The 25,703-nt window shown below is 42.0% G+C and carries 26 protein-coding genes, 2 tRNA genes and 1 pseudogene; 24 read left to right on the plus strand and 5 right to left on the minus strand.

The genetic code is table 11. The features are described from left to right. Both HGJ98_RS04020 and HGJ98_RS04025 read left to right on the plus strand, forming a co-directional pair. A pseudogene (locus tag HGJ98_RS04020) lies at window positions 1-824 on the plus strand (carbon monoxide dehydrogenase); the annotation flags it as partial. A 75-nt stretch (window positions 825-899) separates the two neighbouring features. Beyond that, a complete protein-coding gene (locus HGJ98_RS04025; protein ID WP_291349763.1) occupies window positions 900-1,688 on the plus strand; it encodes a carbon monoxide dehydrogenase accessory protein CooC in 789 nt (262 codons plus the stop codon). A gap of 82 nt (window positions 1,689-1,770) precedes the next feature. On the opposite strand, the gene HGJ98_RS04030 is transcribed toward HGJ98_RS04025, so the two are convergent. Continuing rightward, entirely contained in the window at window positions 1,771-2,244 is a 474-nt protein-coding gene (locus tag HGJ98_RS04030) for a hypothetical protein (protein ID WP_291349764.1), read from the minus strand. Between the two features lie 195 nt (window positions 2,245-2,439). Between HGJ98_RS04030 and HGJ98_RS04035 the strand changes: the two genes are divergently transcribed. From HGJ98_RS04035 to HGJ98_RS04060, 6 genes are all read left to right on the plus strand, one after another. Further along, window positions 2,440-3,024, plus strand: coding sequence for a Uma2 family endonuclease (locus tag HGJ98_RS04035; protein ID WP_367142662.1), 585 nt, complete (start codon window positions 2,440-2,442; stop codon window positions 3,022-3,024). Window positions 3,025-3,230: 206 nt separating this feature from the next. Continuing rightward, window positions 3,231-3,542 carry a PadR family transcriptional regulator gene (locus HGJ98_RS04040; RefSeq protein ID WP_291349766.1) on the plus strand — a complete coding sequence of 104 codons (312 nt, stop codon included), beginning with the start codon at window positions 3,231-3,233 and terminating at the stop codon, window positions 3,540-3,542. Continuing rightward, complete coding sequence (locus HGJ98_RS04045; protein WP_291349767.1) at window positions 3,543-4,724, plus strand: DUF2812 domain-containing protein; 1,182 nt, start codon at window positions 3,543-3,545, stop codon at window positions 4,722-4,724. It abuts the gene before it with no gap. 205 nt (window positions 4,725-4,929) lie between these two features. Further along, the gene (locus HGJ98_RS04050) at window positions 4,930-5,553 is read left to right on the plus strand and encodes a TetR/AcrR family transcriptional regulator (protein ID WP_291349768.1); all 624 of its coding nucleotides are present in this window, start codon (window positions 4,930-4,932) and stop codon (window positions 5,551-5,553) included. Between the two features lie 45 nt (window positions 5,554-5,598). Continuing rightward, window positions 5,599-8,271 carry a PEP/pyruvate-binding domain-containing protein gene (locus HGJ98_RS04055; protein ID WP_291349769.1) on the plus strand — a complete coding sequence of 891 codons (2,673 nt, stop codon included), beginning with the start codon at window positions 5,599-5,601 and terminating at the stop codon, window positions 8,269-8,271. Window positions 8,272-8,534: 263 nt separating this feature from the next. Continuing rightward, complete coding sequence (locus HGJ98_RS04060) at window positions 8,535-9,062, plus strand: DUF1456 family protein (protein WP_291349770.1); 528 nt, start codon at window positions 8,535-8,537, stop codon at window positions 9,060-9,062. A 37-nt stretch (window positions 9,063-9,099) separates the two neighbouring features. Here the strand turns inward: HGJ98_RS04060 and HGJ98_RS04065 are convergent, their stop codons facing one another. Next, the gene (locus HGJ98_RS04065; RefSeq protein WP_291349771.1) at window positions 9,100-9,948 is read right to left on the minus strand and encodes a GNAT family N-acetyltransferase; all 849 of its coding nucleotides are present in this window, start codon (window positions 9,946-9,948) and stop codon (window positions 9,100-9,102) included. 151 nt (window positions 9,949-10,099) lie between these two features. On the opposite strand from HGJ98_RS04065, the gene HGJ98_RS04070 reads away from it, so the two are divergent. The 13 genes from HGJ98_RS04070 to HGJ98_RS04130 all read left to right on the plus strand — a co-directional run bounded on the left by HGJ98_RS04070 (window position 10,100) and on the right by HGJ98_RS04130 (window position 23,171). Then, entirely contained in the window at window positions 10,100-11,431 is a 1,332-nt protein-coding gene (locus tag HGJ98_RS04070) for a PLP-dependent aminotransferase family protein (protein WP_291349772.1), read from the plus strand. Between the two features lie 234 nt (window positions 11,432-11,665). Continuing rightward, window positions 11,666-11,815, plus strand: coding sequence for a hypothetical protein (locus tag HGJ98_RS04075; protein ID WP_291349773.1), 150 nt, complete (start codon window positions 11,666-11,668; stop codon window positions 11,813-11,815). Between the two features lie 7 nt (window positions 11,816-11,822). Then, window positions 11,823-13,208: an amidohydrolase gene (locus tag HGJ98_RS04080; protein WP_291349774.1), complete on the plus strand. Its 1,386-nt coding sequence runs from the start codon at window positions 11,823-11,825 to the stop codon at window positions 13,206-13,208. A 34-nt stretch (window positions 13,209-13,242) separates the two neighbouring features. Further along, the gene (locus HGJ98_RS04085) at window positions 13,243-14,247 is read left to right on the plus strand and encodes a BMP family protein (RefSeq protein WP_291349775.1); all 1,005 of its coding nucleotides are present in this window, start codon (window positions 13,243-13,245) and stop codon (window positions 14,245-14,247) included. A 103-nt stretch (window positions 14,248-14,350) separates the two neighbouring features. After that, window positions 14,351-15,865 (plus strand): ABC transporter ATP-binding protein, encoded by a 1,515-nt coding sequence (locus tag HGJ98_RS04090; protein ID WP_367142663.1) that lies wholly within the window; start codon window positions 14,351-14,353, stop codon window positions 15,863-15,865. Continuing rightward, complete coding sequence (locus tag HGJ98_RS04095; protein ID WP_291349777.1) at window positions 15,862-16,884, plus strand: ABC transporter permease; 1,023 nt, start codon at window positions 15,862-15,864, stop codon at window positions 16,882-16,884. Before HGJ98_RS04090 ends, HGJ98_RS04095 begins: the two co-directional genes overlap by 4 nt. Window positions 16,885-16,895: 11 nt before the next feature. Continuing rightward, window positions 16,896-17,834: an ABC transporter permease gene (locus HGJ98_RS04100; protein ID WP_291349778.1), complete on the plus strand. Its 939-nt coding sequence runs from the start codon at window positions 16,896-16,898 to the stop codon at window positions 17,832-17,834. Between the two features lie 129 nt (window positions 17,835-17,963). Beyond that, window positions 17,964-18,767, plus strand: a complete 804-nt coding sequence (locus HGJ98_RS04105) for a MerR family transcriptional regulator (protein WP_291349779.1) — start codon at window positions 17,964-17,966, stop codon at window positions 18,765-18,767. Between the two features lie 120 nt (window positions 18,768-18,887). Beyond that, on the plus strand, window positions 18,888-19,553 hold the full coding sequence (locus HGJ98_RS04110) for a DUF6198 family protein (protein WP_291349780.1): 666 nt from the start codon (window positions 18,888-18,890) through the stop codon (window positions 19,551-19,553). Between the two features lie 180 nt (window positions 19,554-19,733). After that, a complete protein-coding gene (locus tag HGJ98_RS04115) occupies window positions 19,734-20,810 on the plus strand; it encodes an AAA family ATPase (protein ID WP_291349781.1) in 1,077 nt (358 codons plus the stop codon). Beyond that, window positions 20,807-21,463: a hypothetical protein gene (locus tag HGJ98_RS04120; RefSeq protein ID WP_291349782.1), complete on the plus strand. Its 657-nt coding sequence runs from the start codon at window positions 20,807-20,809 to the stop codon at window positions 21,461-21,463. Before HGJ98_RS04115 ends, HGJ98_RS04120 begins: the two co-directional genes overlap by 4 nt. After that, window positions 21,460-22,680, plus strand: coding sequence for a VWA-like domain-containing protein (locus HGJ98_RS04125; RefSeq protein WP_291349783.1), 1,221 nt, complete (start codon window positions 21,460-21,462; stop codon window positions 22,678-22,680). Before HGJ98_RS04120 ends, HGJ98_RS04125 begins: the two co-directional genes overlap by 4 nt. 329 nt (window positions 22,681-23,009) lie before the next feature. Beyond that, entirely contained in the window at window positions 23,010-23,171 is a 162-nt protein-coding gene (locus tag HGJ98_RS04130; protein WP_291349784.1) for a hypothetical protein, read from the plus strand. A 127-nt stretch (window positions 23,172-23,298) separates the two neighbouring features. On the opposite strand, the gene HGJ98_RS04135 is transcribed toward HGJ98_RS04130, so the two are convergent. From HGJ98_RS04135 to HGJ98_RS04145, 3 genes are all read right to left on the minus strand, one after another. Continuing rightward, window positions 23,299-23,685, minus strand: a complete 387-nt coding sequence (locus tag HGJ98_RS04135) for a DUF2512 family protein (protein WP_291349785.1) — start codon at window positions 23,683-23,685, stop codon at window positions 23,299-23,301. A gap of 83 nt (window positions 23,686-23,768) precedes the next feature. Further along, window positions 23,769-24,023 carry a hypothetical protein gene (locus HGJ98_RS04140; RefSeq protein ID WP_291349786.1) on the minus strand — a complete coding sequence of 85 codons (255 nt, stop codon included), beginning with the start codon at window positions 24,021-24,023 and terminating at the stop codon, window positions 23,769-23,771. Between the two features lie 36 nt (window positions 24,024-24,059). Beyond that, window positions 24,060-24,626: a spore coat protein gene (locus tag HGJ98_RS04145; RefSeq protein WP_291349787.1), complete on the minus strand. Its 567-nt coding sequence runs from the start codon at window positions 24,624-24,626 to the stop codon at window positions 24,060-24,062. 191 nt (window positions 24,627-24,817) lie between these two features. Here HGJ98_RS04145 and HGJ98_RS04150 point away from each other — a divergent pair, with 191 nt between their 5' ends. The 3 genes from HGJ98_RS04150 (at window position 24,818) to HGJ98_RS04160 (ending at window position 25,674) form a co-directional block, all read left to right on the plus strand. Further along, complete coding sequence (locus HGJ98_RS04150; RefSeq protein ID WP_291349788.1) at window positions 24,818-25,306, plus strand: CcdC family protein; 489 nt, start codon at window positions 24,818-24,820, stop codon at window positions 25,304-25,306. A gap of 174 nt (window positions 25,307-25,480) precedes the next feature. Continuing rightward, window positions 25,481-25,555: transfer RNA gene (locus tag HGJ98_RS04155), tRNA-Met, on the plus strand. A gap of 44 nt (window positions 25,556-25,599) precedes the next feature. Beyond that, window positions 25,600-25,674, plus strand: a tRNA-Gln gene (locus HGJ98_RS04160). Window positions 25,675-25,703 lie beyond the last annotated feature (29 nt).

Below are 25,703 nucleotides of genomic sequence, written 5' to 3' on the forward strand. Positions count from 1 at the left end.
CAGATAGGATGGGAGAGGATATTGTCCGTCGTGCTCTAGCCCATTACCCGGACAGAGACCAATCCAAAGTCCAGATTCCGTCAGGTACAGTAGAAGCCTATGCAGGATTTTCCGTAGAGCAGATTGTGGAACTTCTTGCTGCTTTAAATGGAGAGGATCCTTTACTTCCCCTGATAGAAGCTATCGCTAAAGGTGACATCTTAGGTGTTGTTGCGATTGTTGGATGCACAAATCCTAAAGTGAAACAAGACTGGGCCAATACGGAAGTGGCCAAAGAACTTATGAGGAATAATGTTTTAATCGTTACCTCTGGATGTTCAGCTCACTCCTTAGGGAAAAATGGGCTACTCTCACCCGAGGGATTAAACTATTGCGGCGAAAAACTAGCCAATGTTCTGACTGCCATGGGGCAAGCAAACGGTTTACCGGCCTTACCACCGGCACTTCATATGGGAAGTTGTGTTGATAATTCTAGAATTGATAATTTGCTGGTTGCCCTAGCAGATAGAATGGGCGTTGCTGTGAGACAATTACCCGTGGCAGGCTCTAGTCCTGAAAATCATAGCCCCAAAGCTTTATCCATTGGGACCTTCTTTATTGCTCAGGGAGTGGATGTTCACATCGGGGTTAATGCCCCTATTACAGGTTCACCGCTTGTAGAACAAGCTCTAACAGCTAACAAAGGTGAGTTTTCCGTGACTACAGATGAACTTTTTGGGGGAAAACTAATTTATGAAGAAGATCCAATTCAGGCTGCTCAAACAATGATTACTCGTATTATTCAGAAACGTAAGGCTTTGGGACTTGTTTGCCCCGGAAATTAAAAGTTACCGCAAAGTAGGGATCCCACTCCCGCTTGTAAAAGTGGGAGTCTATTTTTGATAAGGACGGATGAATATATGAGCGAAAAAAGCATTAAGATTGCCATCTCTGGTAAAGGGGGCGTGGGGAAAACGACCTTGTCATCCCTGTTATGCTATCTTTACGCCCGTGATGGACAGAGGGTTCTTGCAGTAGATGCTGACCCTGATGCCAATTTGGGAACGGCTCTAGGATTTCCTCCAGAATTGTTAGCCAAACTAACCCCTATTTCGGAAGAACGAAAACTTATTAAAGAACGTACTGGAGCTGAACCGGGAACGATTGGGGCAATTTATAGCCTTAATCCCCAGGTGGAGGACATTCCGGATACCTATGTTGCTGAACATCGGGGAATTAAACTATTACGGATGGGGTCGATTACCCAAGGAGGAACCGGCTGTGCCTGCCCAGAAAATACCCTCTTAAAAAGTCTCTTGGATCATATTGTCCTGGAAAGAAATGAAATTGCTATTCTGGATATGGAAGCAGGTCTGGAGCATTTTGGGCGGGGGACGGCAAGAGGTGTCGATGCATTTATTGTTGTCGTGGAACCTGGGCGGCGCAGTATTGAAACAGCTCATGCAGTAGTAAAACTTGCTAATGACCTAGGGGTCAAAAATGTTTATACAGTCGTAAATAAAGTGCATGGAGGGCAAATCGACGAAATTGAACAGAGGATTAACTTTTTGCCGATTTTAGGGCATTTCCCATATGATCCGGTTGTTGTTGAGGCGGATTTTTACGGTAAAAACCTTTTTGATTTAAGCAATGTTTTTGTTCAAGAAGCTGAAAAGATAAAAGAGAAAATTTCTTCGCTGCTTAGGTGAAAATCAACGTTGAAAAATAGGCGCCTCCTTCTGTAGAACCTTTAAACATCTGCAGGAGGAGGTTTTGATATCTTCAGAGAAATCAATGGTTCTCTCTAATGTTCTTTAAGTTAAACAGCGGTAGAAATAACGTCATTATAGTGTGGGTAAATACAGCAAGAGGGAAGGTATACATTGTTCTCCATTTTTTACTTTCCCACATGCCAATAAAACCATGAATATGTTGAACCGCTGTTGTCGCTGAAGCAAACATAAGTATGTAGCCAGCTTTAAAAATAGAGTTTTTTCGGTATGGAAAATAATAGGCAAATATATTAGCGATTGGTACCCAGCTTAAACAGGTAAAGATAGGTATCCCTTTTAATAAAATGTCTCCGGGGTATTTCCATAGTTTATAGATTTTTACGGTAAAATAGTTCAGAATGCTCGCATGAATAAAACCTAAATAGAATCCAAACGGAGCAACTTTTGGTCCTCGTTTTGGAGGGATTAGTATAAACATTGTTGTATATAAAGCAAGAGTAAATACAATCCAATTTTTAGTCTGCCTTTTCATAAATGCCTCCTTGTGTTGTTTTGTTTTGTTTGTATTATTCTCGGTTAGGTATGACAATTCTATACTATGATTTGTTTGGAAATACCAGTGTCAGCTCGTTCCAGCACGAAGTTAGATAGGATATCAATGGAAGGTATAGGTTGGATTGTGTTATAATATGGTAATAACATCAATCTATACACATGAGGGGTGTTTATGGTGAGCTTAACTGAACCTCAAGTCATTACCATGGCAGAATACAATAAACTTAGGGAAAATTCTGAGAGTAGATTCGAGTACATTGATGGAATTGTGTATATGACCCCATCTCCTTCGACGAAACATCAGAGGATTTCCAGTAGATTACATGCAAAGTTATTCAATTTCCTTGAAGGGAAAGAATGCGAAGTATTTCCTGCACCCTTTGACATTGAGCTTAGGACAGCGGATGATAATCAAGGGGATCAGACTGAAAAAACCAAGGTGGTCATTCCGGATTTATCGGTTATCTGTGATAAGACGAAACTAGGCGAGAATAAATACGTTGGTTCACCTGAGCTAATTGTTGAAATTATATCTCCTTCAAATCAAGCTCATGATCTCGTTAAAAAGCTTAGTTTATATATGCAATATGGGGTTAAAGAATATTGGATTGTTAATCCTCTTTTGAATACTGTACAAATCTATGGTTTAAATGAGGAAGGGCAGTATCACCAGGTAGAGGTATTGAAGGAAACAGGGATAGCCCATTCCGAGGTTTTGGAGGGATTTAGTATAAGTCTTGAAGAGTTACTTAAATGAGTGCACTGGGCGATTAGGCGAATTTTATGGAGAAGCATGACTATCAGTAGTAACGGGTAATTCCTTTGGTACTGGTGCTATATTATTGGTATTTTTGGCTGCCCTACGGGTAGCTCTTTTTATTTAATTGACAAAGAAATGAGGTTATCATAGTATTATGTCATGCGATATATCGCCTAGCATAATATTGAAAGCAGGTTGAAATAATGCCAAATACAAGCAGTCCGATGACGGAAGCAATGTATTATATACTCCTTGCCTTGATGAATCCTAATCATGGCTATCAACTAATGAGTTCAATTGAACAAGTATCAAAAGGACGTATCAAAATGGGCCCGGGAACGCTGTATGGCGTTCTTACACGACTGCAAAAAGATCAACTAATTATAATATTGAATGATGATGGTCGTAGAAAAACTTACGCTATTACAGAAGAGGGTAGAGTAGCACTTAAGGCTGAATACAAAAGGTTAAAGTATATGATTAAAGATGGAATTATACTAGAGGAGGGATTATAAATGGGTAAGTTCGTAAAAAGACTAATGCTTGATGATATGTATGCTCTGGGCCGGAATGAAGCCTGGTTTTCTGATATGGCGAGAAAGGGGCTGCATTTGAAAAAAATTGGACGTATCTTTGGTTACTTTGAAAATGGGGAACCCAGGGAAACCAACTATAGAATTGATATTATAAAGGAAAATCCCTCACAGGAACAATTAGATGTATATCATGATTGCGGATGGGATATTGTCACAAACAATAGGGATTTTTATATTTTTTCTGCGGATGCGAAAACGTCCACAACTGAGTTACATACAGATCCAATTGAGCAAGGGCTTTCTTTGTCAGACTTAAACAAACGGTTAAGAAACAATTTGATAATGATGTCAATGGCAATGATGCTGTTCCTTGGTATGATGTTTAGTGCTTATTTTCTCAATAAAGAGCCTTTTTTATTTATGATCAAAGGTTCGTTTGTTCAGCAAATGCTCCTTGTTGTAGTTGAACTATATGTTTTTTATTCAGTAATACGAAATTATGTAGCCATACGTAATCTAAAGAAATCTCTATTACAAGGTAACTCAATCAATCATAGAGAGGACTTTAGAAAAGCGAGATTGACAGGTGGCATATTAGCAGCAATATTTTTGCCTTTAGCGATAGTTTGTATCTGCATACCATTAGTCGAAATTAGCAAGCGCCAAGACTACACACTGACTGAAAATAATACTAATCTTCCGATCGTAAGGCTTACTGAAATAGAACAAAATCCAAAGCTTAGGCGCGAGAGGGGTTATACTAGTAATAATGTTGACTGGGCGAATAGAGTAAGTTACGATTGGAGCTTGCTTGCACCTGTCCAATATGAAATAGATGAACATGGAATTATAGAGGGTGAAGTGTGGGGAGATAATAGTGAGGAATATTCGCCGAGTATAACTACTCGTTTTTTCAAGCTCACCTTTGGCAACATGGCAGAAAAGCTTACCTTTGACCTTATTAGTCGCTATGTTTACCGTGATGACACTGAAATTAAAGCAATTAATCATTCGGAACTTAAAATGTATCTGGCAGAAGAGGGAATTAGAAAGCATATTTTTACTTATTTGGATAATAAAGTGATGCATGTTGCTTATTACGGAAAGAGGCCAATCGAGGATATTATCCCTATGGTTGAGATGAAGTTACTAGAGTATTAAAAAATCCCGTATGTTTAGTAAATACCGAGGACGAGTAATCGTCCTCGTATTTTTCGTGCACACGCATGGTTTTTGTATTTTGAAGGTATTGACACACTGCAAGAGAATAGGGATAATATAAATAATTACACAAAGTGTAACTATACCCAATGTACAATAGTTTTGCATACTGGTAATTATAGACAGATTCATAGGAGGCACCGAAATGGAACAGAGGAATGCACCGGTAGAAGGCAGGATGGAAAGGAAAAAAAAGGAGACACGCCAGAAAATCTGTAAAGCTGCGATGGATTTATTTCAGAGTCAGGGATTTAACGATACAACGATGGAGCAGATAGCGGAAGAAGCTGATGTTGCCAGAAAGACCTTGTACAATCATTTTCCGGTCAAGGAGGCTATTATAGATGAACATGTCCGAGGTCTATCAAGGGGATTCGCTGAAGAAAGCTTGAAAACGTTGCAAGAGCTGCCGGATACAAAGTCGCGATTATTAGTTATACTCGATAGACTCTATGAGTGGGTGGAAATTAGCCCTGAGCTAACTGGAATTTGTTTAGGCTATCGCCTGAAAAATGCCTATCAAGGAGAAGGATACAAAAGTGGCGGAAGTCAAAGCCTTATTTCTGAGATTATCAGGCTTGGTCAAGAGGCAGGTGAAATCCGACAGGATATTCAGGCCGAACTCTTGGTGAAACAATTAGATATTCTTCGAGGTTCTGTTGTCATGGATTGGCTAAATGATCCGTCAAAGCTAGAACTGCGTAAGGAAATGGCTAAACTTGTAGACCTCTTTCTCAATGGAGCAAAGTCCAGGAATGAAGGGAACTAAAGAGATAATAACGGCTTAGGACAATTTAAGTAAGGGGTGGTTTATATGATAAAATCCCCAAGAAAGTACTTTTTAACATGGAATGAAGCGTTTGAGTTTGGAGTGCAGCAGGTTGGTGGCAAGGGCTGGAATTTGGGACGTCTGGACCAGTATGGTTTTAAAATTCCCCTGGGAGGAGTTCTTAATACCCATTGTTACATCGAGTTTATCAAGCACAACAGCTTAGAGGATATGGTTTATAACATTTCCCAATCAGTAACTGTCGGAAACATTGATCAAGCCGAGAACCAAGACAGATTAAGTAAATTAAGAGCGAAAATCCAGGCGGGATTAATACCTAAACCTATCGTTAATGAATTAAGATCTATGCTTGAGCAGCTTGGTATCATTGACAGGCCAATAGCCGTTAGGTCTTCCGCCTCAGCTGAAGATTCAGCTAGGGCATCCTTTGCCGGTATCCACGAATCATTTCTGAATGTCCACGGATTGGAGAGTATACTTGAATCTGTGAAAGGTTGTTATGCATCTCTTTGGTCGAATCAGGCTCTTGCCTATCGCCGAAAGTTAAATATTAGTGATGATCAGGTAGCTGCTGGAATTGTAATAATGGAGATGGTGAAGGCTCAGGCAGCTGGAGTAGGTTTTACCTGTGATCCTCAAAGCGGACATCAGGATGTTTTGGTTGTTAATGCCAATTTTGGCTTGGGAGAAGCCGTTGTAAAAGGGATTATTGAGCCTGATACCTACTATCTGGATTCCAGCCCATGGAAAGCTATCCCCCAATTGATTGAGCGAATAACGGGACAGAAAGAAGGTTTGACCTGCCCAAAAGAGAATGGGGGAATTCAATTTGTGCAAACTAAAGATTATTCTACCCAGCAAGTGTTATCCGATGAGCAAATCGAAAAGTTCGGGTTACTTCTTTTAAGGGTCTTTGAAGCTTTGGGGGAATGTGATCAGCATCAGGACGTAGAATGGGTTTTTGACGGTCAGGATTTTGTTTTGGTTCAGGCTAGACCAGTGACAGCCCTAGCCAGGAAAACCTTTGCAGCTCTAAAGAACCAACCGGATATTTGGTCCAATGGAAACTATAGAGATGCCGTGCCTATGGTTCTGTCACCACTCAGTCGTCGTTTATCGATTTCTACCATAGATTTAATTCTTAAATCTAATTATAGTAAAATTGGTTATAAACTGCCCAAAGGATTACAGTTCTCTAGGTTTTTCAACGGTCGGCTGTATTGTAATCTATCGGCATTGCAATGGGGTATGTTCGATGCAATGGGTGCCTTGCCGCGGGCTTTCAATTTTGGCTTTGGAGGTCATCAGCCTGAAATTGAAATAAAAGACCCAAAACCCTATAAAGGACTTACTGGTTTAAAGAGGTTATGGAATGGAGTAAAGGGAGCCAATTTAATAAATCAGGCTAAGAAAAATGCTTCAAAAACCCATACCCGGGTCCTAAGTACCATTGAGAACTTAACATCAAAAGGGTTTAGCCATTTAGAGGATCAGGAGTTCATTCGACTGTATAATGAACTTGGCAGGATTAACATAGAATTTGCTGGGGAGTTCTCATTTTTAAGCGGGTCGGCTTCCTTACAAATAGGGTCGTTATTTAGGATATTATCAAAATTCTTAGCTGAGAGGTCCACAACGGTTATAAACGCCTTAATGGTGGGGGGATCTGCGGATATCACCAGTGCAGATCACGGATATAGACTAATGGAACTAGCTGAAATCGCCCGTAGGGACAATGATGCGTTAAAGTTTTTTGGCGATGAAAATTTTGATCCTTGTTCTTGGGAAGAATTTTTACCGGAAAGGTCTACCTTCAAACAGGCTTTTCGTGAGTTTATAAAAGACTATGGGCACCGGGCAGTCTACGAGCTCGACATTGTTAACCCCAGGTGGAAGGAGGACCCTTCATACCTGATGAATATTATTCGCAGTACGATAAACACTGCTGATCTTAGTAAATTAAAAGCTGAGCAAAAGAGGAAATTTGAACAGGCCTGGCAGGAAGTCGAAAATAAAGTACCGGCGGAAAAACATTCCTCCATCAGAAAACTAATTAGTAAGGCCCAGGAAGGGGCAGCTGTGAGGGAAAGGACAAAATCAGTGCTGGCGGTGGTCATTGGAGCATACAGGATGATAGCGGAAGAACTTGGCACTCGTTTATATGAACGAAGGATCATTGAAAAACAAGCCGATGTTTATCTTTGTACCTGGCCTGAACTAGTTGCGGTTTTAACAGGCGAATGGGATGGCAACGGGCTCCGGGCGCTGATTAATACCAGAAAAACCTTCATGAAAGAAATGGAGTCCATCTCACCGCCGGATGTTATTATGGGAGAGACTCCTAATTATACAGAGCCCGCCACTTTGACTTCGGGCAATTTCCTGGCAGGTGTGCCGGTTGCTGCGGGAAGATCTTCCGGTAATGCTCGGTTGATTAGTCATCCTAATGAAGGAAATAGGCTGCAGCCAGGAGATGTGATGGTAGCGCCCTCCACCGATCCGGGTTGGACCCCGTTGTTTTTAAAAGCAAGTGGGCTGATTATGGAAACCGGAGGCTATTTATCTCATGGGGCCATTGTAGCCAGGGAATACGGTATTCCCGCCGTGGTGAATATTCCTGGTGTTATGCGAGTTATTAAAGATGGATGGGAAATAGAGGTTGATGGGGATGAAGGTAAAGTGTACCTTAAGACCTAAGAAACAAATACCCTCTTTAAGATGGTCCAGCCTTTTCAAGGTATTCTTGTCTATTTCATAGACTTCACCTTTAATTGTTTATCGTTTATCCATCCTTAGCTACAATCCCATGGGCAATAGCAAAACCTCCTCCTGAAGATGTAAAAATCTACATAAGGAGGTCTATTTTTACCGGAAAGCTCATGGCAGTACGGTGGCTCTGCCATAAATAATATTCATGCTATAATGGAAGTATAGTTTAAGAAAGGTAGGGAGGATTACCCATGGATAATAATGATATTTTAATTCGATTAAGATATGCTCTCAATTTAAGGGATACACAAATGGTACAGATATTCAAACTTGGTGGAGCTGAACTGACAGAAGAAATAGTAAGAAAGCTGCTTATAAAATCAAAAGACACTTACCGCTACAACGACGAAGTTGACGATCCGGACGGGGTAGGAGATAAGGAAGAGAATATAAAATGTAAGAACAGTATGCTAGAAACGTTTTTAAATGGCTTGATAATACTTAAAAGAGGGAAGCAAGATTCAAAACCAGGGGAACCTGAAAAACCAGGACTAAAGAATAATGAAAATCCTAATAATATCCTGCTTAAGAAGCTTAAGATAGCGCTATCACTATCAAGTGAGGATATCATAGATATATTAAAGGAAGCAGGAGTCATCATAACAAAAGGAGAATTAAGTGCTCTATTAAGAAAGGAAGGACATAAGAATTATAAAGAGTGTGGGGATAAATACGCAAGAAATTTCTTAAAGGGATTAGCTAAAAAATACAGGGGATAAATCGCTTCTCTTGCAGATTAAGGCGCGATAAATAGTTCTATACCAAAAGTCTATAATATGGAATACTAAGCGTAGGTATAAAGCCAAGCTTGTGAGCTAACTGGTATGAGGCAGTATTTTCCTGGCGGCATGACCAAACTGGTTCCAAAGAGTTTTCAATACAATAATTAATTAGAGCGGAACAAACATATAATGCAAACCCTTTACTTCTATACCTTTCTAAGGTCTCAATCCCAATTTCTAATTGGTTCTTGACCCTGAAAGACGAAAATGCGATTGATACTACAGTATTATCGTAAATTAGATTAAAGCCTATTCCCTTATTTTCAAACTGATCTTCATCTTTCCAAAAATTTTTGGGGACAACATTTCCCTCGAAATTCCTGAAGGTTTCTTTAGTTACCCGGACTATTTCCTCTCTTTGTCTACTAAATTTTGTTTTAACGTTTCTATACTCGTTAGGATTAAAAACAAAATTAACCCTTGTGTTCTCCACCACTTTTCTATTGTCGTAATTAGTGCCTAAAAACTCTATCTTATTTGTGATATCTTTTTTTATTAAATAAGAAGCTAGTAAACGTTCAAGTTTTTTGTTCCAATATTTGGGAAATACCTGTAACCATTCTTCCTTATTTCTAAGCTTTTCCTTATTTGTTAAATACGCAAATAAGTGATCATTAAAATTGGCATTTTCTGTTTCGCCGAAAAGTAATGACATGCCATAGGGATGTACAATATAAAATACTCTTGGGTTGATGGGGCAATCAACATAAACCGAACCAGGTACTTGCTGATTAATAACTGATTTAGCAAATAACGTATTTATTGTTACGCTTTTCAATGGCTTAATAACTTTGTCATAAGAATTGACATTCAATTGGATCATATAAAATCCCCCCTTGAGTATCTGGTTTTCGTCTTAAGGCCTTGTTAACTTAGCTCTTATTCACGTTTAGATTTAGTTTAATTGAAGCAGGTAGACCAAAGCTAGAAAATAATTCTTAACCTATACCGGTACAGAAGAGGGGTTATCGACTATGTCCTACAAATATGAGATAGCTGCCGATTTTATAAGACAAAAAATCTTTTCTGGTATATATAGGCCTAGCGAGAAGCTACCATCGATACAAACACTTTCCAAAGAATTATGTTGTAATTCAGATACAATTGTAAAAGCTTATAAATTGCTTGAGTCAGAGCATTTAATCTTTGCTTTTCCTAAAAGTGGCTTTTTTGTTGTAAAATCAGTTGCTATCGAAGATAGAAGTACTGCCGTAGTCGATCTAGCGACAGCATGTCCTCACGATTCGATTAATCCTTATAAGGATTTCCATCATTGTATGGAAAAAGCGATTTCGTTATATGAAAAAAAGCTGTTTGAATACTCAACAGCCCAGGGTATGTCAGAACTAATAATGAGTTTAGCTAAACACTTGGTGAATTTTCAGGTATTTACAAAACCAAAAAATATTTTTATAACTAACGGATCTCAGCAGGCGTTATATATTCTGGGGACTATCCCTTTTCCCAATGGTCGGACTAAAGTACTAGTAGAACAACCAACATATCCTGTAATGCTTCAAGTAATGAAATGTAACAAAACTCCAATTGTTGGTATTCGAAGAACACATAAGGGTCTGGATCTAAATGAACTGGAATCAATATTTAAAAGATCAGATATTAAATTTTTTTATACAATGCCAAGATATCAAAACCCTACAGGATTTTGCTATGACAACAGACAAAAGAAGGAAATAATAAGGCTTGCTAATCATTACGGTGTCTATATTATTGAGGATGATTATTTAGCAGATTTGGAACTGGATACAAAGGCGGATCCTATGTATGCTTTGGGGGAGCAAGAACGGATTATCTACATACGAAGCTTTTCAAAAACATTGCTGCCAGGATTGCGCTTGGGAATGGCTATAGTACCTAAGGAGTTACAGGATGTATTTATAACCTATAAACGGAGCATCGATCTCAATTCCCCGATCCTTACACAGGGAGCACTGGAAATCTACTTGAAAAGTAGTATGTACAAGTTCCATGTGCAAAGAATTAAACGGTTTTACAAAGAAAAAATGGATGTTTTGCGAGAGGCCTGTGAACTTAATAATATTATAAAATGTTATATCCCTCCCACCGGGATCTATGCCTGTATAGACATAGAAGGTCTTTCAGCTGATACTCTTGTAAAAAGGCTTGCGAATCATAATGTGCTTTTAAACAGTACAAATAGTTGTTATATCGACGGCATCCCTCATTCGGAAGCTTTGCGGTTATGTGTTTGTAAAGGGAATGACGATGATATAAGAAAAGCTGTTAGGCTAATTGGTCAGGAAATCAATCCTTTTCGAGTGTATTGAAGTGATTTGCTCATAATTCTATACTTTTTTGGCAGGCGCTCTTAAGCGCCTGTTTTTTTTTGCGTTTCAGAAAGCATAACTTTAGAGTCCTCTTTCACTCATGTCATCCTGAGCGCAGCGAAGGATCAAGATCCTTCAGTCGTTCCTCCTTCCGGATGACACTGCCCTTGAGTTGCTTTCATACAAAGACATGTAAGTAAAAAGATAGCGTTTTTCTTAAGGGGGGTATTATGGATGCAATTTGTATTAAGGCAAAACGATTTGCAATCTAAAAAGGTACTTGACCCTATAGTAACTATAGGGTATAGAATACGAATATATCGCAATGGAAAAGAAACTGTTGCCGATCAAAAGAAATTAATATCGACATTAGAAAGGCAATGAAGGCAAGATGGGAAAAAAAATCTTAATAAAAAATGCAAGGGCAATTGTAACTTGTAACGCTGCAGATCAAGTCCTTTATGATACCGATATCCTTATCGAGGGACCACAGATTTTGCAGATAGGCAAGAACTTGTCGTCACAGGAAGCTGAAGTGATCGACGGCCGTGACAAATTCGTTTATCCCGGTCTGATTAACACACATCACCACTTTTTCCAAACGTTTGTCCGGAATCTGATGACCATAGATTATCCTAATATGCTGGTCGTTGAATGGCTTGACAAAATCTACCGTATCTTTCAAAAAATTAATTCTGAGGTCATCTATTACTCGTCATTGACTGCCATGGGAGACTTGCTCAAGCATGGATGCACCTGCGCTTTCGATCATCAATATTGCTATACAAGTGCGTCGGGTAAGTTGCTGGTCGATCGGCAGATGGAAGCGGCAGCTCAACTGGGCATCCGGTATCACGCCGGAAGAGGGACCAATACACTCCCGCGCAGCAAAGGGAGCACGATCCCCGAGGATATGCTGGAAACCACCGAGGAGTTTATTTCCGATTGTGAGCGTTTGATTGATTTGTATCACGATCCTGCACCCTTTTCAATGAAGCAGATTGTGGTGGCGCCCTGCCAGCCGATTAACAGTTACATAGACACCTTCAAAGAATCGGTGGCTCTAGCCAGGGCAAAGGGCGTGCGCTTGCATACCCATCTTGGCGAAGGAGAAAACATCATAATGCAGGAACGCTGGAATAAGCGAACCCTTGAATGGTGTGAGGAAATTGGCTTTATTGGCCCGGATGTTTGGATTGCCCATGGATGGGAGCTGTTACCTGAAGAATTCAAAGTAATGGGACAAACCGGCACTGGGGTTTCCCATTGTCCTTCGCCTGCTGTCTTGGGCGGTTTCCCGATCCTTGATATGAAAGCTCTCCAGAAGGATAATGTGGTCATTAGTCTTGGATGTGACGGTTCTGCTACCAATGATAGTTCAAGTTTGCTCGATTCCCTCAGAATGGCTTATCTGATGCAAGCTTACCACAGTAAAGCGCGAGGGGGTTGTCTTTCCCCTTATGAGTTGTTGAAAATTGCAACTGTTAACGGTGCCAAAACCTTGGGACGGGACAAACTTGGGTCCTTGGAGGTTGGAAAAGCGGCTGACTTGTTCATGATTAATACTGGAGTGCTGGAACTGACGGGCACCCTGCATGACCCTAGCAATATCCTAGCTCGGGTCGGCGTGACTGGTCCTGTTTGGCTGACCATGGTTAACGGGAACGTCGTGTTCCGGGACGGTCAACTGTTGGGTGTTGATGAACAGGCTTTGATGGAACAGGGGGAAAAGGTTTGTACGCGGGTGCTCCGCAATGAGTGTGAGGCATTCCGCTAATATAAAATCAAAAGAATTCAGAGGAGGAATAGAGATGAAAATTTTAAAAGGTTTAGCGCTTCTAATGTGTTTGTTAGTCTTGTTAACGGGTTGTGGCAGTGGTGGTGCAGAAGAGACCTCGTCAAAAGAGCAAAAAATGAAAGTTGCGCTGCTTCTCTCGGGTCCTGCAAATGATCAGGGCTGGAATGCAACTGCATTAGAGGGACTTAAAGCTGCTGAATCGAAATACGGGTTGGAGACAACCTATTCGGAAAATGTTGGTGTAGCCGATACTGAATCAGCCTACAACGATTATGCAGCACGGGGATACGATTTAATCATCGGGCATGGCTTCCAGTTTGGTGATCCAGCCGTTCGTGTGGCGGAAAAATTCCCTAAGCTCCACTTCATGGCAACTGAGTCCAATTCACAAGCTGAAAATATGGCTTCCTATGTAATGAGCTGCGAGCAGGGCGGATATTTAATGGGTATCCTGTCTGGTTCAATGTCCAAAACCGGTAAAATTGGGGTAATCGGTGGTATCGAGCAACCCTCTATTGTCAAGGAACTTGAGGCTTTTAAGCTGGGAGCAAAAAAAGTAAATCCTGATATTGTGGTTTATGAAATCTACGTAAATTCCTTTACGGATGTTTCTGCCGGTAAAGATGCGGCGCTGTCCATGATTGACAAGGGTGCAGATGTTCTCTACCATGTTGCGAACCAGGCGGGAACAGGCGCTATTAAGGCTGCAGAGGAAAAAGGCATACTGGCTTGCGGGAATTCATATGACCAGAATTCAATCGCCCCTAACACTGTCATGTGTTCGACTGTGTATAATATGCCAACAGTCATTCTAACCGCTGTCGATGCAGTGAAAAATGGCACCTTTAAAGGCGGTATTACGCACTTGGGCATGAAAGAAAAGGTCGTCGATATTTCCTCCTACCATTCGTTCGAGAGCAAAATTCCCGAAGCTACCAAAAAACTGATAGAAGAGACCAAGCAACAGATTATTGACGGAACCTTTACCGTTCCTGTTATCGAGAAATCCACAAAATAGGCATAACCATTTTTAGAAGATGTCTCGATGGATAATGTTGAGAACTGTCCAGAGACATCTTCTTCTTTTTAGGAGAGGATGATGAATCATGGCTTTGCTTTCCATGAAGAACATCTGTAAATCTTTTTTTGGGAAAAGGGCCAATAATCGGGTGTGTTTTGATCTGATGCCAGGAGAAATCCATGCGCTTCTAGGAGAAAATGGTGCTGGGAAGACTACCTTGATGAACATTTTATATGGCATCTATTCAAGGGATTCCGGTGTTATTCTCTGGAAAGGGCAAGAGGTTTCCTTTACATCACCCAGAGAGGCCATTGCTTGTCATATCGGCATGGTTCATCAGCATTTTATGCTAGTGCCTACCTTAACCGTTTCTCAGAACATAACCCTTGGACTCAGAGAAAAAGGATATCCATTTCCTGACCGTAAGGCACTTAATGCAACCATTACAGAAGTTTCGGAAAAATACGGTCTTGAGATCGATGTTAATGCTTATATTTCCTCCCTGTCCGTGGGCGAACAACAGAGAGTTGAGATTATTAAGCTTCTCTACCGGGATGCAGAACTGCTAATCTTGGACGAGCCTACAGCAATGCTTACTCCACAGGAGACAGAATACTTTTTTGAGGTACTGCGCAAACTGCGCGCCGACGGTCGATCGGTTATCATAATTACTCACCGCATCCCCGAGATTATGAGTATTACCGACCGTGTAACAGTTCTTCGCGACGGGTGTAATGTAGTTACAGAAAAAACCAGTGACATTACAGAGCAAGAGTTGTCTCAGTATATGATCGGACGACAGCTTAACAGTATCCAGCGAGAGCCTATCGTGCCCGATGCTGGCAGGGAGGGACTCCTCCTAGAGGATGTCTCACTGAAGGAAAAAAATATAAAAGGGCTTGATTCGATTTCCTTGCAGATTGCACCTGGGGAGATCGTCGGCGTCGCCGGTGTCGATGGGAACGGGCAAAAGGAGTTAGTCGAGGTAATTCTGGGCATCCGTAAACAGAGCAGTGGGAAGATTGGACTGGACGGCCTAGATATGAGCTCAATGAGTGTACTTGAACGCAAGAAGCTTGGGATTGGCTATATTTCAGACGATCGTCAGCAGGATGGCCTAGTCATGGATATGAATCTAACAGATAATATGCTTTTAAAAACCCACACTGAACAACAGTTTATTAAGGGTGGACTGATCAATGCCCGATTAGTGTGGGAAGACACAAAAAAGGTAGTGGAAGAATACGCCATCAAAACCCCGGATTTAAATACTCCCTTGCGCAACCTCTCCGGCGGAAACCAGCAAAAGTTGATCCTGGCACGGGAAATGGCAGGTGACCCCAAAGCGATTGTGGCGCATCAGCCGACACGGGGTCTTGATATTGGTGCAACAGAGTTTGTCCAACAGCAGCTTCTTCAGCGTCGGTCGAAAGGGTGCTGTATTCTCCTCATTTCGGCCGACTTAGAGGAGATCCTTTTACTGAGCGATAGGATCGCCGTGATTTATAAAGGTCGCTTCATGGGGATTTTTCCTAACACCAAAGATCTGAATCTCTCTCATATTGGCCTTATGATGGCTGGGAGAACGTCTGAGGTAAGGGAGGAATCACTATGAAACAGTCTGGAAACGTTCTCTCGTTTCTCGGTATTGCTATCCTGACGTTAGGAATCTCAATTTTGCTGATCCTTATGGTTGGCAGCAACGTAAACCAGGCATTCTTCAGCTTTCTATCCGGTATTTTCGGCTCCTTCTATTCAGTTTCAGAGGTTTTAGTGAAAGCAATACCGTTGATTCTGACAGGTTTAGGCGTGGCTGTAGGTGCCCGGAGCGGATTTATCAACATCGGTGCCGAAGGGCAGCTTTACATGGGGGCCATTGCCGTTACCTGCATGGCCTTCTGGCTTAACGATCTGCCGGCAATCCTTATGATTCCATTGGTGATCCTAGGCGGGTTTGTTTTCGGCGGAGTTTGGTCGGTTATCCCAGGATTTTTAAAGGCCCGATTCGGGATTTCAGAAGTGATTACTACCCTTATGTTTAATTATATCGCGATAAGTATTGTAGGTATTTTGGTGCGTACTATTCTTAAGGACCCCTCCAGTTCTTTACCAATGTCGGCATTTCTGCCGGACAGCGCGACACTGCCAGTCTTTATGAGCACTACGCGGCTTCACGCAGGTCTCTTGGTTGCACTAATTAGTGTAGTCCTCGTCTGGATTCTGGTTTGGAAGACGCCTATTGGGTATGAAATGCGGGCGGTTGGTCTGAATCCTAGGGCCAGTAAATGCTCGGGTATTTCTGTGTATAAAAACATTGTTCTTTCCTCTTTGATAAGCGGCGGTCTTGCCGGAATTGCAGGTGTGTGCGAGGTATCCGGACTGCATCACAAGCTGCTTGAAGGTATCTCCCCAGGCTATGGGTATATTGCCATTATCGTTGCCCTGTTGGGGAAAAATCACCCCCTAGGCGTGGTCATCTCAGCCCTGGGCATCGCAGCACTTCAGGTTGGTTCATTAGGAATGCAGCGTATGGCTGGTGTGCCGACGTCCATTTCATCAATCATCATGGGGGTTGTCGTCTTATTAATTCTGGCCCGTAAAAGTCTCTTCCGCCGACTTTTACCGGACGAATAGGAGGATTGAAAATGGATTCTGGATTTATTGCGCTGGTTACCATGTATTTGATAGCCTCGGTTAGGATGGCAACCCCTCTTATCTTAGCGGGACTAGGAGAGGCTATTTCCGAGAAAGCCGGGATCCTGAATATTGGCGTTGAGGCAATTATGCTTTCCGGAGCGTTTTTCAGCTTTATCGTCGCATTTTTTACAGGAAATCTATTCCTAGGGCTTTTAGCAGGTATTATGGGCGGCATCTTTGTCAGCATGATCCATGGGGTATTAAGCATACATTGTAAAGCTAACCAGACTATTGCGGGTCTGGCACTCAATTTTATGATGATGGGGCTTACAAGCTTCTTGTTTTTGATCGTTTTTGGACAGACAACGACTCTCCCATCATGCAGTGTGTTCAGTGAGGTAAAAATTCCTCTGCTCTCGAGCATTCCGATCATCGGCTCAGCTTTATTCAATCAGAACATTTTTGTCTATATTGCCCTGATCTCCATTGTGCTGACGGCAATTTTCTTCTACAAGACGGAGTGGGGTATTAATCTCCATGCTGTAGGGGAACATCCCCAGGCGGCAAACTCTGCCGGTCTAAATGTCTTTGCAATTCGCTATTTCGCTTGTTTTGTAAACGGTGTGTTAGGTGGTTTGGGGGGAGCAAGTATAACCCTGGGACAGCTGGGTTTCTTCATGGAGAACGTTACCTCCGGGAGAGGCTATATTGCTTTAGTCGTGGTAATCCTGGGGCGGCGTAATCCGGTAGGAATTTTTGCAGCAGCCATGGTGATCGGATTTTCCCAGGCACTGCAGTACAACCTTCAAACCTTGGGCTTTCCGATTCCCACACAGGTATTTAGCATGTTTCCCTATGTAGTCGCTGTGATCGTACTCTTTTTATCAATTGGTAAAAGCATAGATCCTTCTGCCCTGGGTATCCCTTTCGAGCGTAATAAACGCTAGGGGTGACATTAATTACGAATTACAAAATATAGCATTGTTTCTGCTCCTGACAAGGTCGGAAAACTTCGGGATTGTCTCTTCGGCAATTGATAGTTATAATGACCTTACTAGGAAAGGAAATGACTAGCTATGAATAAAACCCTTAGCATTGGCGAGATAAGTGCATTATTTAACCTGAATGTGCAGACCCTCATTTATTATGATTCAATCGGCCTCCTCGTCCCGGCCGAACGGAATCCTAAGAACGGTTATCGCAGATATCGGTTTGACCAGATATATAAGCTAGCGACTATACGTTATTTGCATCGTCTTGGTTATTCCCTTAAGGAGATTCACGCCTCCTATTTAGAATCTCGTGATATTGATTCTACCTTGGAGCAACTTAGAAACCAGTCCTCCATAATAAGAAAAAAAGCAGAGAACTTGCTCAATACCGACAGAGCAATTCAGCAGAAAATCCATTTTATCGAGCAGGAATTGCCGAATGTGGATATAGATCGGGTGTCGATCAAGGAATTCCCCGATCGATACTATTTTCCTATAGGTGGAGAGGAGCTGCTCTATGGGGATGATTGGTTTTACCTAAATCCCACAGTAGTGTTTTATAAAGGTGATTCAAAATATTTCGGTGCCTATCTGTTTGACGATGGAGAGAACACAATCCTCCAAAAAGAGATGACAGATTCTTTGCGATTTTCCGTTATACCCGCTGGACGTTTCCTCTGTGGTTATCATCAGGGCGCTTACGGGCAAATCTACGAAAGTGCCCAACGAATTCGTAAGGCGGGTGGTGAATTAGATTTAGCTGAAATTAGTATTAAATTTAATATCATTGACCAATTTGTAGAGCGGGACAGCACCAACTATATTACGGAAGTGCAAATTCCAATTATCGACAGCGAGGAACATCGCGAGCGGTTATTGTGTCTTTAGATCTACTTGAAATTAATAGTCATAAGTGAAGGAATGTATTTGCTAATTTGCTATAACTTTTGCTGTTTCTGATATCAAACAGCCATGGGTTATAGCCTTTTTTAAGTTATAGGAGGAGTTATGAAAAAGATAAAAAATTTTGCCGAGATGGCCTATGTGTTGGGCCTGGTTATTCTAGCCGTTGGTGTAGCACTCATGGAAAAAGCAGACCTGGGCATGTCTATGGTAGTTGCTCCAGCGTATTTGATCTCTTTGAAAGTTAATTTTCTCACATTTGGCATGGCTGAATACACTTTGCAGGCCGTACTTCTGGTGTTTGTGTGTCTCCTATTGCGCCAGTTTAAGCTGTCTTACTGTTTCTCTTTCGTCACGGCTGTAATTTATGGCGTGTTTCTGGATGGGTGGATCTGGGTCCTGCGTGATGTGGCAGCTGCTACGCTGAGTGTACGAATTCCTTTATACCTATTCGGTATGCTCTTATGCGCTATGGGTATCTCGTTGCTTTTTCACACATACCTTTCTCCCGAAGTATATGAGCTGTTCGTTAAAGAAGTTTCTAAAAAATATCAGATAAACATTTATAAATTTAAGATTTGGTATGATTGCACCAGCTGTGTTGTTGCCGTTATAATGTCATACCTTTTCTTTAATACCCTGCGTGGAGTTGGTATTGGAACAGTCATTTGCGCTTTAGTCAATGGTCTTATTATTGGTCAATGCAGCAAGTTTTTTGAGAAATATATTGAGTTCTCCCCGAAATTTCCTATAGCTAAATATTTCGAATGATGGGTGGTAGTTTCTATATCTTTGGTTTAGTTTTTGGTAGGAATACGGAAACTATTGGTTTCGACTTATACTTTAAGCATAAAATGGAAAGGATTTGATTGATGAAATATGGTCGCCCATGCAGTGCTGCATGTAATAGCACAGCCTTGACCAACGGAGGTGCAGAACAATATTATGTCTATGAGTTATACTCTTGCCATAGCTATACAGGCTGGGGTTCCGATCCTTACTTGGGGCCCCCCAGGCGTGGGAAAAACTGCAACTATAACCATGCTTGCGGATGGACTAACACTCCCCCTCGAAGTTGTCCTGGCATCTATTCGTGAACCTTCGGATTTTTCCGGTCTTCCGGTCATTGGGGAGGAAGGTGTCCGCATGGAGCCTCCTGCCTGGGCTCATCGCCTGGTTCTGGCTGGAAAGGGTCTGCTCTTTTTAGATGAAATCTCCACAGCTCCGCCTGCGGTCCAGGCTGCCTTATTAAGAGTCGTTTTAGATAGGGTCGTAGGGGATTTAGCTTTACCCGCCAGTGTAGCTGTTGTTGCATCGGCAAATCCGCCGGAACAGGCAGTTGGTGGATGGGATCTTTCCGCTCCTCTGGCGAACAGATTCTGCCACCTTTTTTGGTCCCTGGACTCTCAGGGCTGGGTAGACGGTATGATTGGGGGATGGTCTAACTCTGCCTTACCGCATCTCCCTTCATCTTGGAAAAATTCAATACCGGAAAAAGAGGTGCTTGTGGCGTCTTTTGTCCGACACAGGCCGCATTTATTGCTTCAGGTGCCCAAAGATGAGGGGCAAGCCGGGAAGGCCTGGCCATCTCCCAGGTCTTGGTCCATGACAGCCAGGTTATTGGCAGCTGCCGAAAGTGTGCAGGCAGAGGAGGATGTCATTGCTTCTCTTACCGCTGGATGCGTTGGCGAAGGAGCCTGTCTGGAATTCTTAGCATGGCGCAGAGATTTGGACCTGCCGGATCCGGAAGAGGTCCTAGCCAATCCGACTTATCTGCAGTTGCCGGATCGTGGAGACCAGGCCTTTGCCATACTGATGGCTATAGTTACTGCCGCTGTAGGAAGTCTGACAGAGGAACGCTGGTCTGCTGCCTGGTGCGTACTTGCCCGGGCATCTGAACACGGAAATAAAGATATCGCAGCAGTAGCCGCAAAAAAATTAGCGCAAGCAAGGAAACCGGAATTATCTATCCCCTTGAAAGAATTAGAGGAATTTGCGCCGCTTCTACAAAAAGGGGGACTTATGTGAATCCTCCTTATGAGTACCGCAACATCTACTGGAAGGAAGATACTTTCGAGGAATCCGGCCGAGTTTTAGTAAGAATGGAAGAGTTGAGGGCGAGGGCATCCCGACTCGACCTATATAATTATGAAGGTTCTAAACTACCGGCCTATCAAATTAATACTATTCTCAAAGTGGCTCTGACAGAGGGGTGGGTCGAAACCCTGGAAAAGCTGCATCAAAACCGGAAAAGTGAGTGGAAGGCGGAAATGTTCGAGAATCCCGAGGGGGTGAAAGAGTACCGACTTTATACAACTAAACAGAATGAGCCAGTCTGTTCGTCGGTAATCGCCATTTCGAACAATCAATTTAATACCTTTTCCATTTTGTCCGAAGATGCAGCCCCTCTCTTAAAAAGAATAATTGAGGATTATCCTCCGGTCTTTCTGCCGCGCTACCGAAATTACCGGGCCCATCAACTTCCAACCCTTACATATTTAGAGTCTCTAAAAATTAAATTCCCGATTCCCCCGGAGCCTATAAATGAGCAAAGAGAGCGAACACAGAAAATTACGGTCGGTGAAGAAATCTTTTCATCCGGAACTAATCAAGCCGGAGAAACGTCTGGAATTATAGAAACAATTGAAGCATTAAAATGTTTGGAGGTGTTACAGGCGTGATTCTACCTCTTGAGCTGCAGGCAGCTCGCATCCGCCTAGCGAAAGAGCGTCCTTATTTAGCTTCTGCTGCCTGGGCCCTCCAACCGGTGCCTAAGCCCGGCTTGAGATCAATTGCAGTCGATATGTATTGGAGACTCTACTACGACCCTGACGTGTTTTCCTGGTGGTCAGTGGAAGTTCTTGCGGGTGCTTTATATCATGAAATATGTCACCTTCTCCGCAATCACTCGGAAAGGATGAGGTGCCTTAATCCACGCCTAAGCAATATCGCTGCAGACGCGGAAATTAATGATGACCTTATCCGTGAAGGGGTTAAATTTCCGGCTCAACCAGTGACTCCCGAATACATAGGACAACCGGAAAACCTTCTAGCAGAGGAATACTATGCGGCCTTGGAGAAGCAGGAAGGGCAGTCATCTGCGGATCAAATAAAAAACCATGCAGAGTTAGATTCACCAGAACCTCCGTTGCCCGGTTCCGGTCGGAGTGGCTCTTGTGCAACTGGTCAAATGGCGTCTTGGGAGGATAAACCGCCTAGCAAAGGGTCTTCATCCGGTCTCAGTCGAACGGAAGGAGAGTTAATCCGTCGGGATGTTGCTATTCAAATCAGAGAGCATGCCAGAGGTCAAGGCTGTGTACCTGGTCATTGGGCCCGATGGGCAGAAGATAAGCTTCATCCTAAAGTAGACTGGAGAAAACAGCTTGCCGTTGCTATTCGATTTGCTGTTGTTGATGTAACGGGGTCAGCAGATTATTCCTACTATCGTCCCTCGCGTCGCCAGGGGCTGGTTAGGATTGGAGATGTTATTTTTCCGTCCATGCGCTGTCCTGTACCATCAGTGGCCGTTGTGGCGGATACCAGTGGAAGTATATCTGAAAAAATGCTTGCCCAGACCCTAGCCGAAATATCCGGTATCCTAAAGTCCTTAGGGCAAAAGGAAGGAATCCATGTTTTGGCTGTGGATCAGACTGTTGAATTTTGCCGTCGGGTGTTTCGTCCGGACCAAATCCAACTTGCGGGAGGCGGTGGAACGGACATGGGGGTCGGTTTGGAGGCTGCGGCAAAATTGAAGCCTTCGCCTCAATTGGGAATTGTTATTACTGACGGACATACATCCTGGCCCGATCGTCCACCACGAGGGATGAAAGTCATTGTAGTTATGTACGGAGACGTAAGGGTTCCTAAATGGGCCAATGTAATTATGATTAGTGCATAGAGTTGAAAGGGAGGCTTTTTAATAAGGCCTCGCTTTTTTGACGTATCAGAAAGTATAACTTTAGAGTCCTCTTTCACTCATGTCATCCTGAGCGCAGCGAAGGATCTTAACTTGTGTGAAATAGTGCAGAAGTCAAGATTCTTCGGCTATGCCTCAGAAAGACATGTGTAGTAAAAAGACGCGTAGCGTTTTTCTTAGACCTTCAGCGACTTTCCACCCTTTATGGTATATGAATTATGTTTATATCGAAAACTACTATGAGTAATTAAATCTGAATAGGGAAATCTAGAAATGTATCTTTAAGAAGAAATATACGAGGAGGTATTTAAATGGGTAATAAACAAAAGGAACTATTAAATCGTAACGCATGGGAGGAGCCCAAGGTTGAAGGTGTTATAGAAGATAATAAAACAGCAAAGTATAGTGGTAGTGGGGTTGAAACTGGTAAAGGGGATGCTTTAAAAGTTACTGACTCGGAGAAACACTCTTGAAAGTTTGTTCATTTAATCAATTATGTTATGTACTTAGTTTTTTCACTTGAATAGCGAAGAAAAAGTAAAACAGAAAGCAGTGGAATTTTTCCAGGTTGCTTTCTGTTTAAAAACGCTGTTCAAACTATCATTCTTTTGGCAAAATAGGTGGAATGCTCACTCTTTCAGAATGGATAACTCTTCCTAGAAGGTATTTATGGAAAAACCATTCCCCTCCTGCAACTAGAAATGAACTATATAGAGCGGGCATATACCATGAGATCACTGGACCATAGTAATATCTTCCTAATCCCCATACCAAGGCAAAAACCAAAACGAAGTCGGCAAGTGTCGCAACCAAATTGCCTGTGCTAGGTAAGATCAGTAAATCTCCGATTAAATAAGACCCAATTACAAGTATAGAACTGAGAAAAAGAACTGAAGTAAAGCTTAATCCTGAAAACAAACCGAGGATCACATAAAGAACCAATGTAACCATAACAAGCTTTGCCAATAGTGCACTTAAATGTCTCATTTAAAAACCTTCCTTTGCGTAGGGCGCTTTGAATTAATCAAAGGACCCTACGCTTTCTGTTTTGCTTTACTGATAAAATTATCCTATTCAACTCCAGCTAAACGATCATCTACAAATTTTTGCCAGTCTGCAGCTAAATCGTTTTGAAATAGTACTGGATCAGTCTCGATTATCTCCCTTGCAATGTCTCTTGCCTCAATAGTGTTTTTTTTGAAACCTAAATGTTGAGGATCTAGAAATGAAATCTCTTGCTCAAGATTTTCGTAGGACTCCTGATCTACCCAATACTTATAAAGTAATTCAAAGATAGCTCTTTCATTACCCCTTGTTATATTCATTGTGAGCCCTCCAAATTAATACTTTAGGAACTTATTTTACTGGAGTACTGAGGAGGGTCCTTGAACTAGATCATACATCTGCCCGAGTGTCTGAGTTATTACTGGATCAGCAGCTTTAAGGGGATAGTATCCTTGTTTTACCATCCATTGCCAAACATCGAAGGCATGATGTGAAGACATTTTGAATGCATCCTCTAAGAAGGAGCGCAAACCAGGATTGCTTGCCTCCATCGCAGCCCAGGCATATTCGCGACCTGCCCGCTTGAGAGTCAACATATAGGATGTAGCAATTTCCCTATCATTTAAGGAATTAAGTTGTGTTCTTGGAGTGACTGGTTGCTCCTCAGCTTGAGATTGGGTGTATTCAGGTAAGGTATTATTTAAAGGCGGAACTTGAAGAGTCGAGGTTGGACCGTCGGGCTTACTAAGATATTCAACCTTGATGTTATAATCCTTCACATGGTAATCAAAATGTTGCTGAAGAATAGCTTTAAGTTCTGGATTTTTGACTTGATTTAGAAAGAAAGCCATGGTTGTAACTGAATTTACGCAACTAAGTGTCAATTCATGTAGATCTTGAGCCTCATGTGCTGCTAACTGCATTATTCTAATCCTCCTTAATAGTATGGACCTTATCTAAAAGTTTTTCCTAAGATTAAGCTTTTATGCGAATTTCTATTAGGTAGTAAAAATGGGATAAAAATGGCCAACTTTTAACAACTCTATGCTTGTGATTCTAAAGGCTAAGAGGTATATTTAATAGGTGTCCAACCTTAAAGTTAGAAAGGTTAATTATGTTAACAAAAGAGTTTTTAGTAATTGCCTCCATAGTTGTGTCGATTTTAATGGTTATTGTCGTAAATTTAGTACGGCTGAGAAACACAAAAAAACCAGCCGTTGCAAAGAAAATTATTTTACCGCCAATTTTCATGGCTACTGGCGGGAGTATGTTTATCCTTCCAATGTTTAGACCAACGTTACTCGAGCTAATAAGTTCCGTTGTCATGGGAATGCTTTTCTCCGTAATTTTAATTAAGACCTCTAAATTTGAAATTCGAGAAAACAAAATCTATCTTCTGCGCTCAAAGTTGTTTTTGGCAGCGTTGATAAGCCTAGTGGCTTTAAGAATGATTGGGAAAATTGTTCTTGCAGAGACCATACATATCGATCCTGCTCAAATGAGCGGTATTTTCTTCATCCTAGCTTTTAGTATGATCCTACCATGGAGGATTAGTATGTATATTGAGTTTAGGAGATTAAAAAAACAACTCGATAAGGTATAATAATTTATAAGAGAGACACCTATATCTCGTCCGCCTTTCCTTAGAAGTTGCTGCTTAAACGGACGTCTTGTTAACGTATCATTGAGAGCTCAAAAAGTATTGACAACCAGATCTTAACATGGTAATATATAAATCTGCCCATTAAGTTACTGAAAAATCATATGATATTTACGTCGCGGGGTGGAGCAGTGGTAGCTCGTCGGGCTCATAACCCGAAGGTCGTCGGTTCAAATCCGGCCCCCGCAACCAAGATTTTAGGTTATAGAGCTAATGTTCTAACTTAATGAATAGATTGGGGTGTCGCCAAGCGGTAAGGCACCAGACTTTGACTCTGGCATTCGTAGGTTCGAATCCTCCCACCCCAGCCATTAGGGCCATTAGCTCAGTCGGCTAGAGC

The organism is Desulfosporosinus sp., from assembly GCF_014237355.1.
Taxonomy (GTDB): domain Bacteria; phylum Bacillota; class Desulfitobacteriia; order Desulfitobacteriales; family Desulfitobacteriaceae; genus Desulfosporosinus.

Excerpts from the sequence above, each read along its gene's own strand:
- HGJ98_RS04045 (WP_291349767.1), top strand. The coding sequence starts at position 3,543 with ATGGGTAAGTTCGTAAAAAGACTAATGCTTGATGATATGTATGCTCTG.
- HGJ98_RS04100 (WP_291349778.1), top strand. The coding sequence starts at position 16,896 with ATGGATTCTGGATTTATTGCGCTGGTTACCATGTATTTGATAGCCTCG.
- HGJ98_RS04135 (WP_291349785.1), bottom strand. The coding sequence starts at position 23,685 with ATGAGACATTTAAGTGCACTATTGGCAAAGCTTGTTATGGTTACATTG.
- HGJ98_RS04025 (WP_291349763.1), top strand. The coding sequence starts at position 900 with ATGAGCGAAAAAAGCATTAAGATTGCCATCTCTGGTAAAGGGGGCGTG.
- HGJ98_RS04085 (WP_291349775.1), top strand. The coding sequence starts at position 13,243 with ATGAAAATTTTAAAAGGTTTAGCGCTTCTAATGTGTTTGTTAGTCTTG.
- HGJ98_RS04050 (WP_291349768.1), top strand. The coding sequence starts at position 4,930 with ATGGAACAGAGGAATGCACCGGTAGAAGGCAGGATGGAAAGGAAAAAA.
- HGJ98_RS04030 (WP_291349764.1), bottom strand. The coding sequence starts at position 2,244 with ATGAAAAGGCAGACTAAAAATTGGATTGTATTTACTCTTGCTTTATAT.
- HGJ98_RS04060 (WP_291349770.1), top strand. The coding sequence starts at position 8,535 with ATGGATAATAATGATATTTTAATTCGATTAAGATATGCTCTCAATTTA.
- HGJ98_RS04040 (WP_291349766.1), top strand. The coding sequence starts at position 3,231 with ATGCCAAATACAAGCAGTCCGATGACGGAAGCAATGTATTATATACTC.
- HGJ98_RS04115 (WP_291349781.1), top strand. The coding sequence starts at position 19,734 with ATGAGTTATACTCTTGCCATAGCTATACAGGCTGGGGTTCCGATCCTT.
- HGJ98_RS04070 (WP_291349772.1), top strand. The coding sequence starts at position 10,100 with ATGTCCTACAAATATGAGATAGCTGCCGATTTTATAAGACAAAAAATC.
- HGJ98_RS04150 (WP_291349788.1), top strand. The coding sequence starts at position 24,818 with ATGTTAACAAAAGAGTTTTTAGTAATTGCCTCCATAGTTGTGTCGATT.
- HGJ98_RS04145 (WP_291349787.1), bottom strand. The coding sequence starts at position 24,626 with ATGCAGTTAGCAGCACATGAGGCTCAAGATCTACATGAATTGACACTT.
- HGJ98_RS04090 (WP_367142663.1), top strand. The coding sequence starts at position 14,351 with ATGAAGAACATCTGTAAATCTTTTTTTGGGAAAAGGGCCAATAATCGG.
- HGJ98_RS04080 (WP_291349774.1), top strand. The coding sequence starts at position 11,823 with ATGGGAAAAAAAATCTTAATAAAAAATGCAAGGGCAATTGTAACTTGT.
- HGJ98_RS04140 (WP_291349786.1), bottom strand. The coding sequence starts at position 24,023 with ATGAATATAACAAGGGGTAATGAAAGAGCTATCTTTGAATTACTTTAT.
- HGJ98_RS04130 (WP_291349784.1), top strand. The coding sequence starts at position 23,010 with ATGGGTAATAAACAAAAGGAACTATTAAATCGTAACGCATGGGAGGAG.
- HGJ98_RS04110 (WP_291349780.1), top strand. The coding sequence starts at position 18,888 with ATGAAAAAGATAAAAAATTTTGCCGAGATGGCCTATGTGTTGGGCCTG.
- HGJ98_RS04095 (WP_291349777.1), top strand. The coding sequence starts at position 15,862 with ATGAAACAGTCTGGAAACGTTCTCTCGTTTCTCGGTATTGCTATCCTG.
- HGJ98_RS04055 (WP_291349769.1), top strand. The coding sequence starts at position 5,599 with ATGATAAAATCCCCAAGAAAGTACTTTTTAACATGGAATGAAGCGTTT.
- HGJ98_RS04065 (WP_291349771.1), bottom strand. The coding sequence starts at position 9,948 with ATGATCCAATTGAATGTCAATTCTTATGACAAAGTTATTAAGCCATTG.
- HGJ98_RS04035 (WP_367142662.1), top strand. The coding sequence starts at position 2,440 with ATGGTGAGCTTAACTGAACCTCAAGTCATTACCATGGCAGAATACAAT.
- HGJ98_RS04075 (WP_291349773.1), top strand. The coding sequence starts at position 11,666 with ATGCAATTTGTATTAAGGCAAAACGATTTGCAATCTAAAAAGGTACTT.
- HGJ98_RS04105 (WP_291349779.1), top strand. The coding sequence starts at position 17,964 with ATGAATAAAACCCTTAGCATTGGCGAGATAAGTGCATTATTTAACCTG.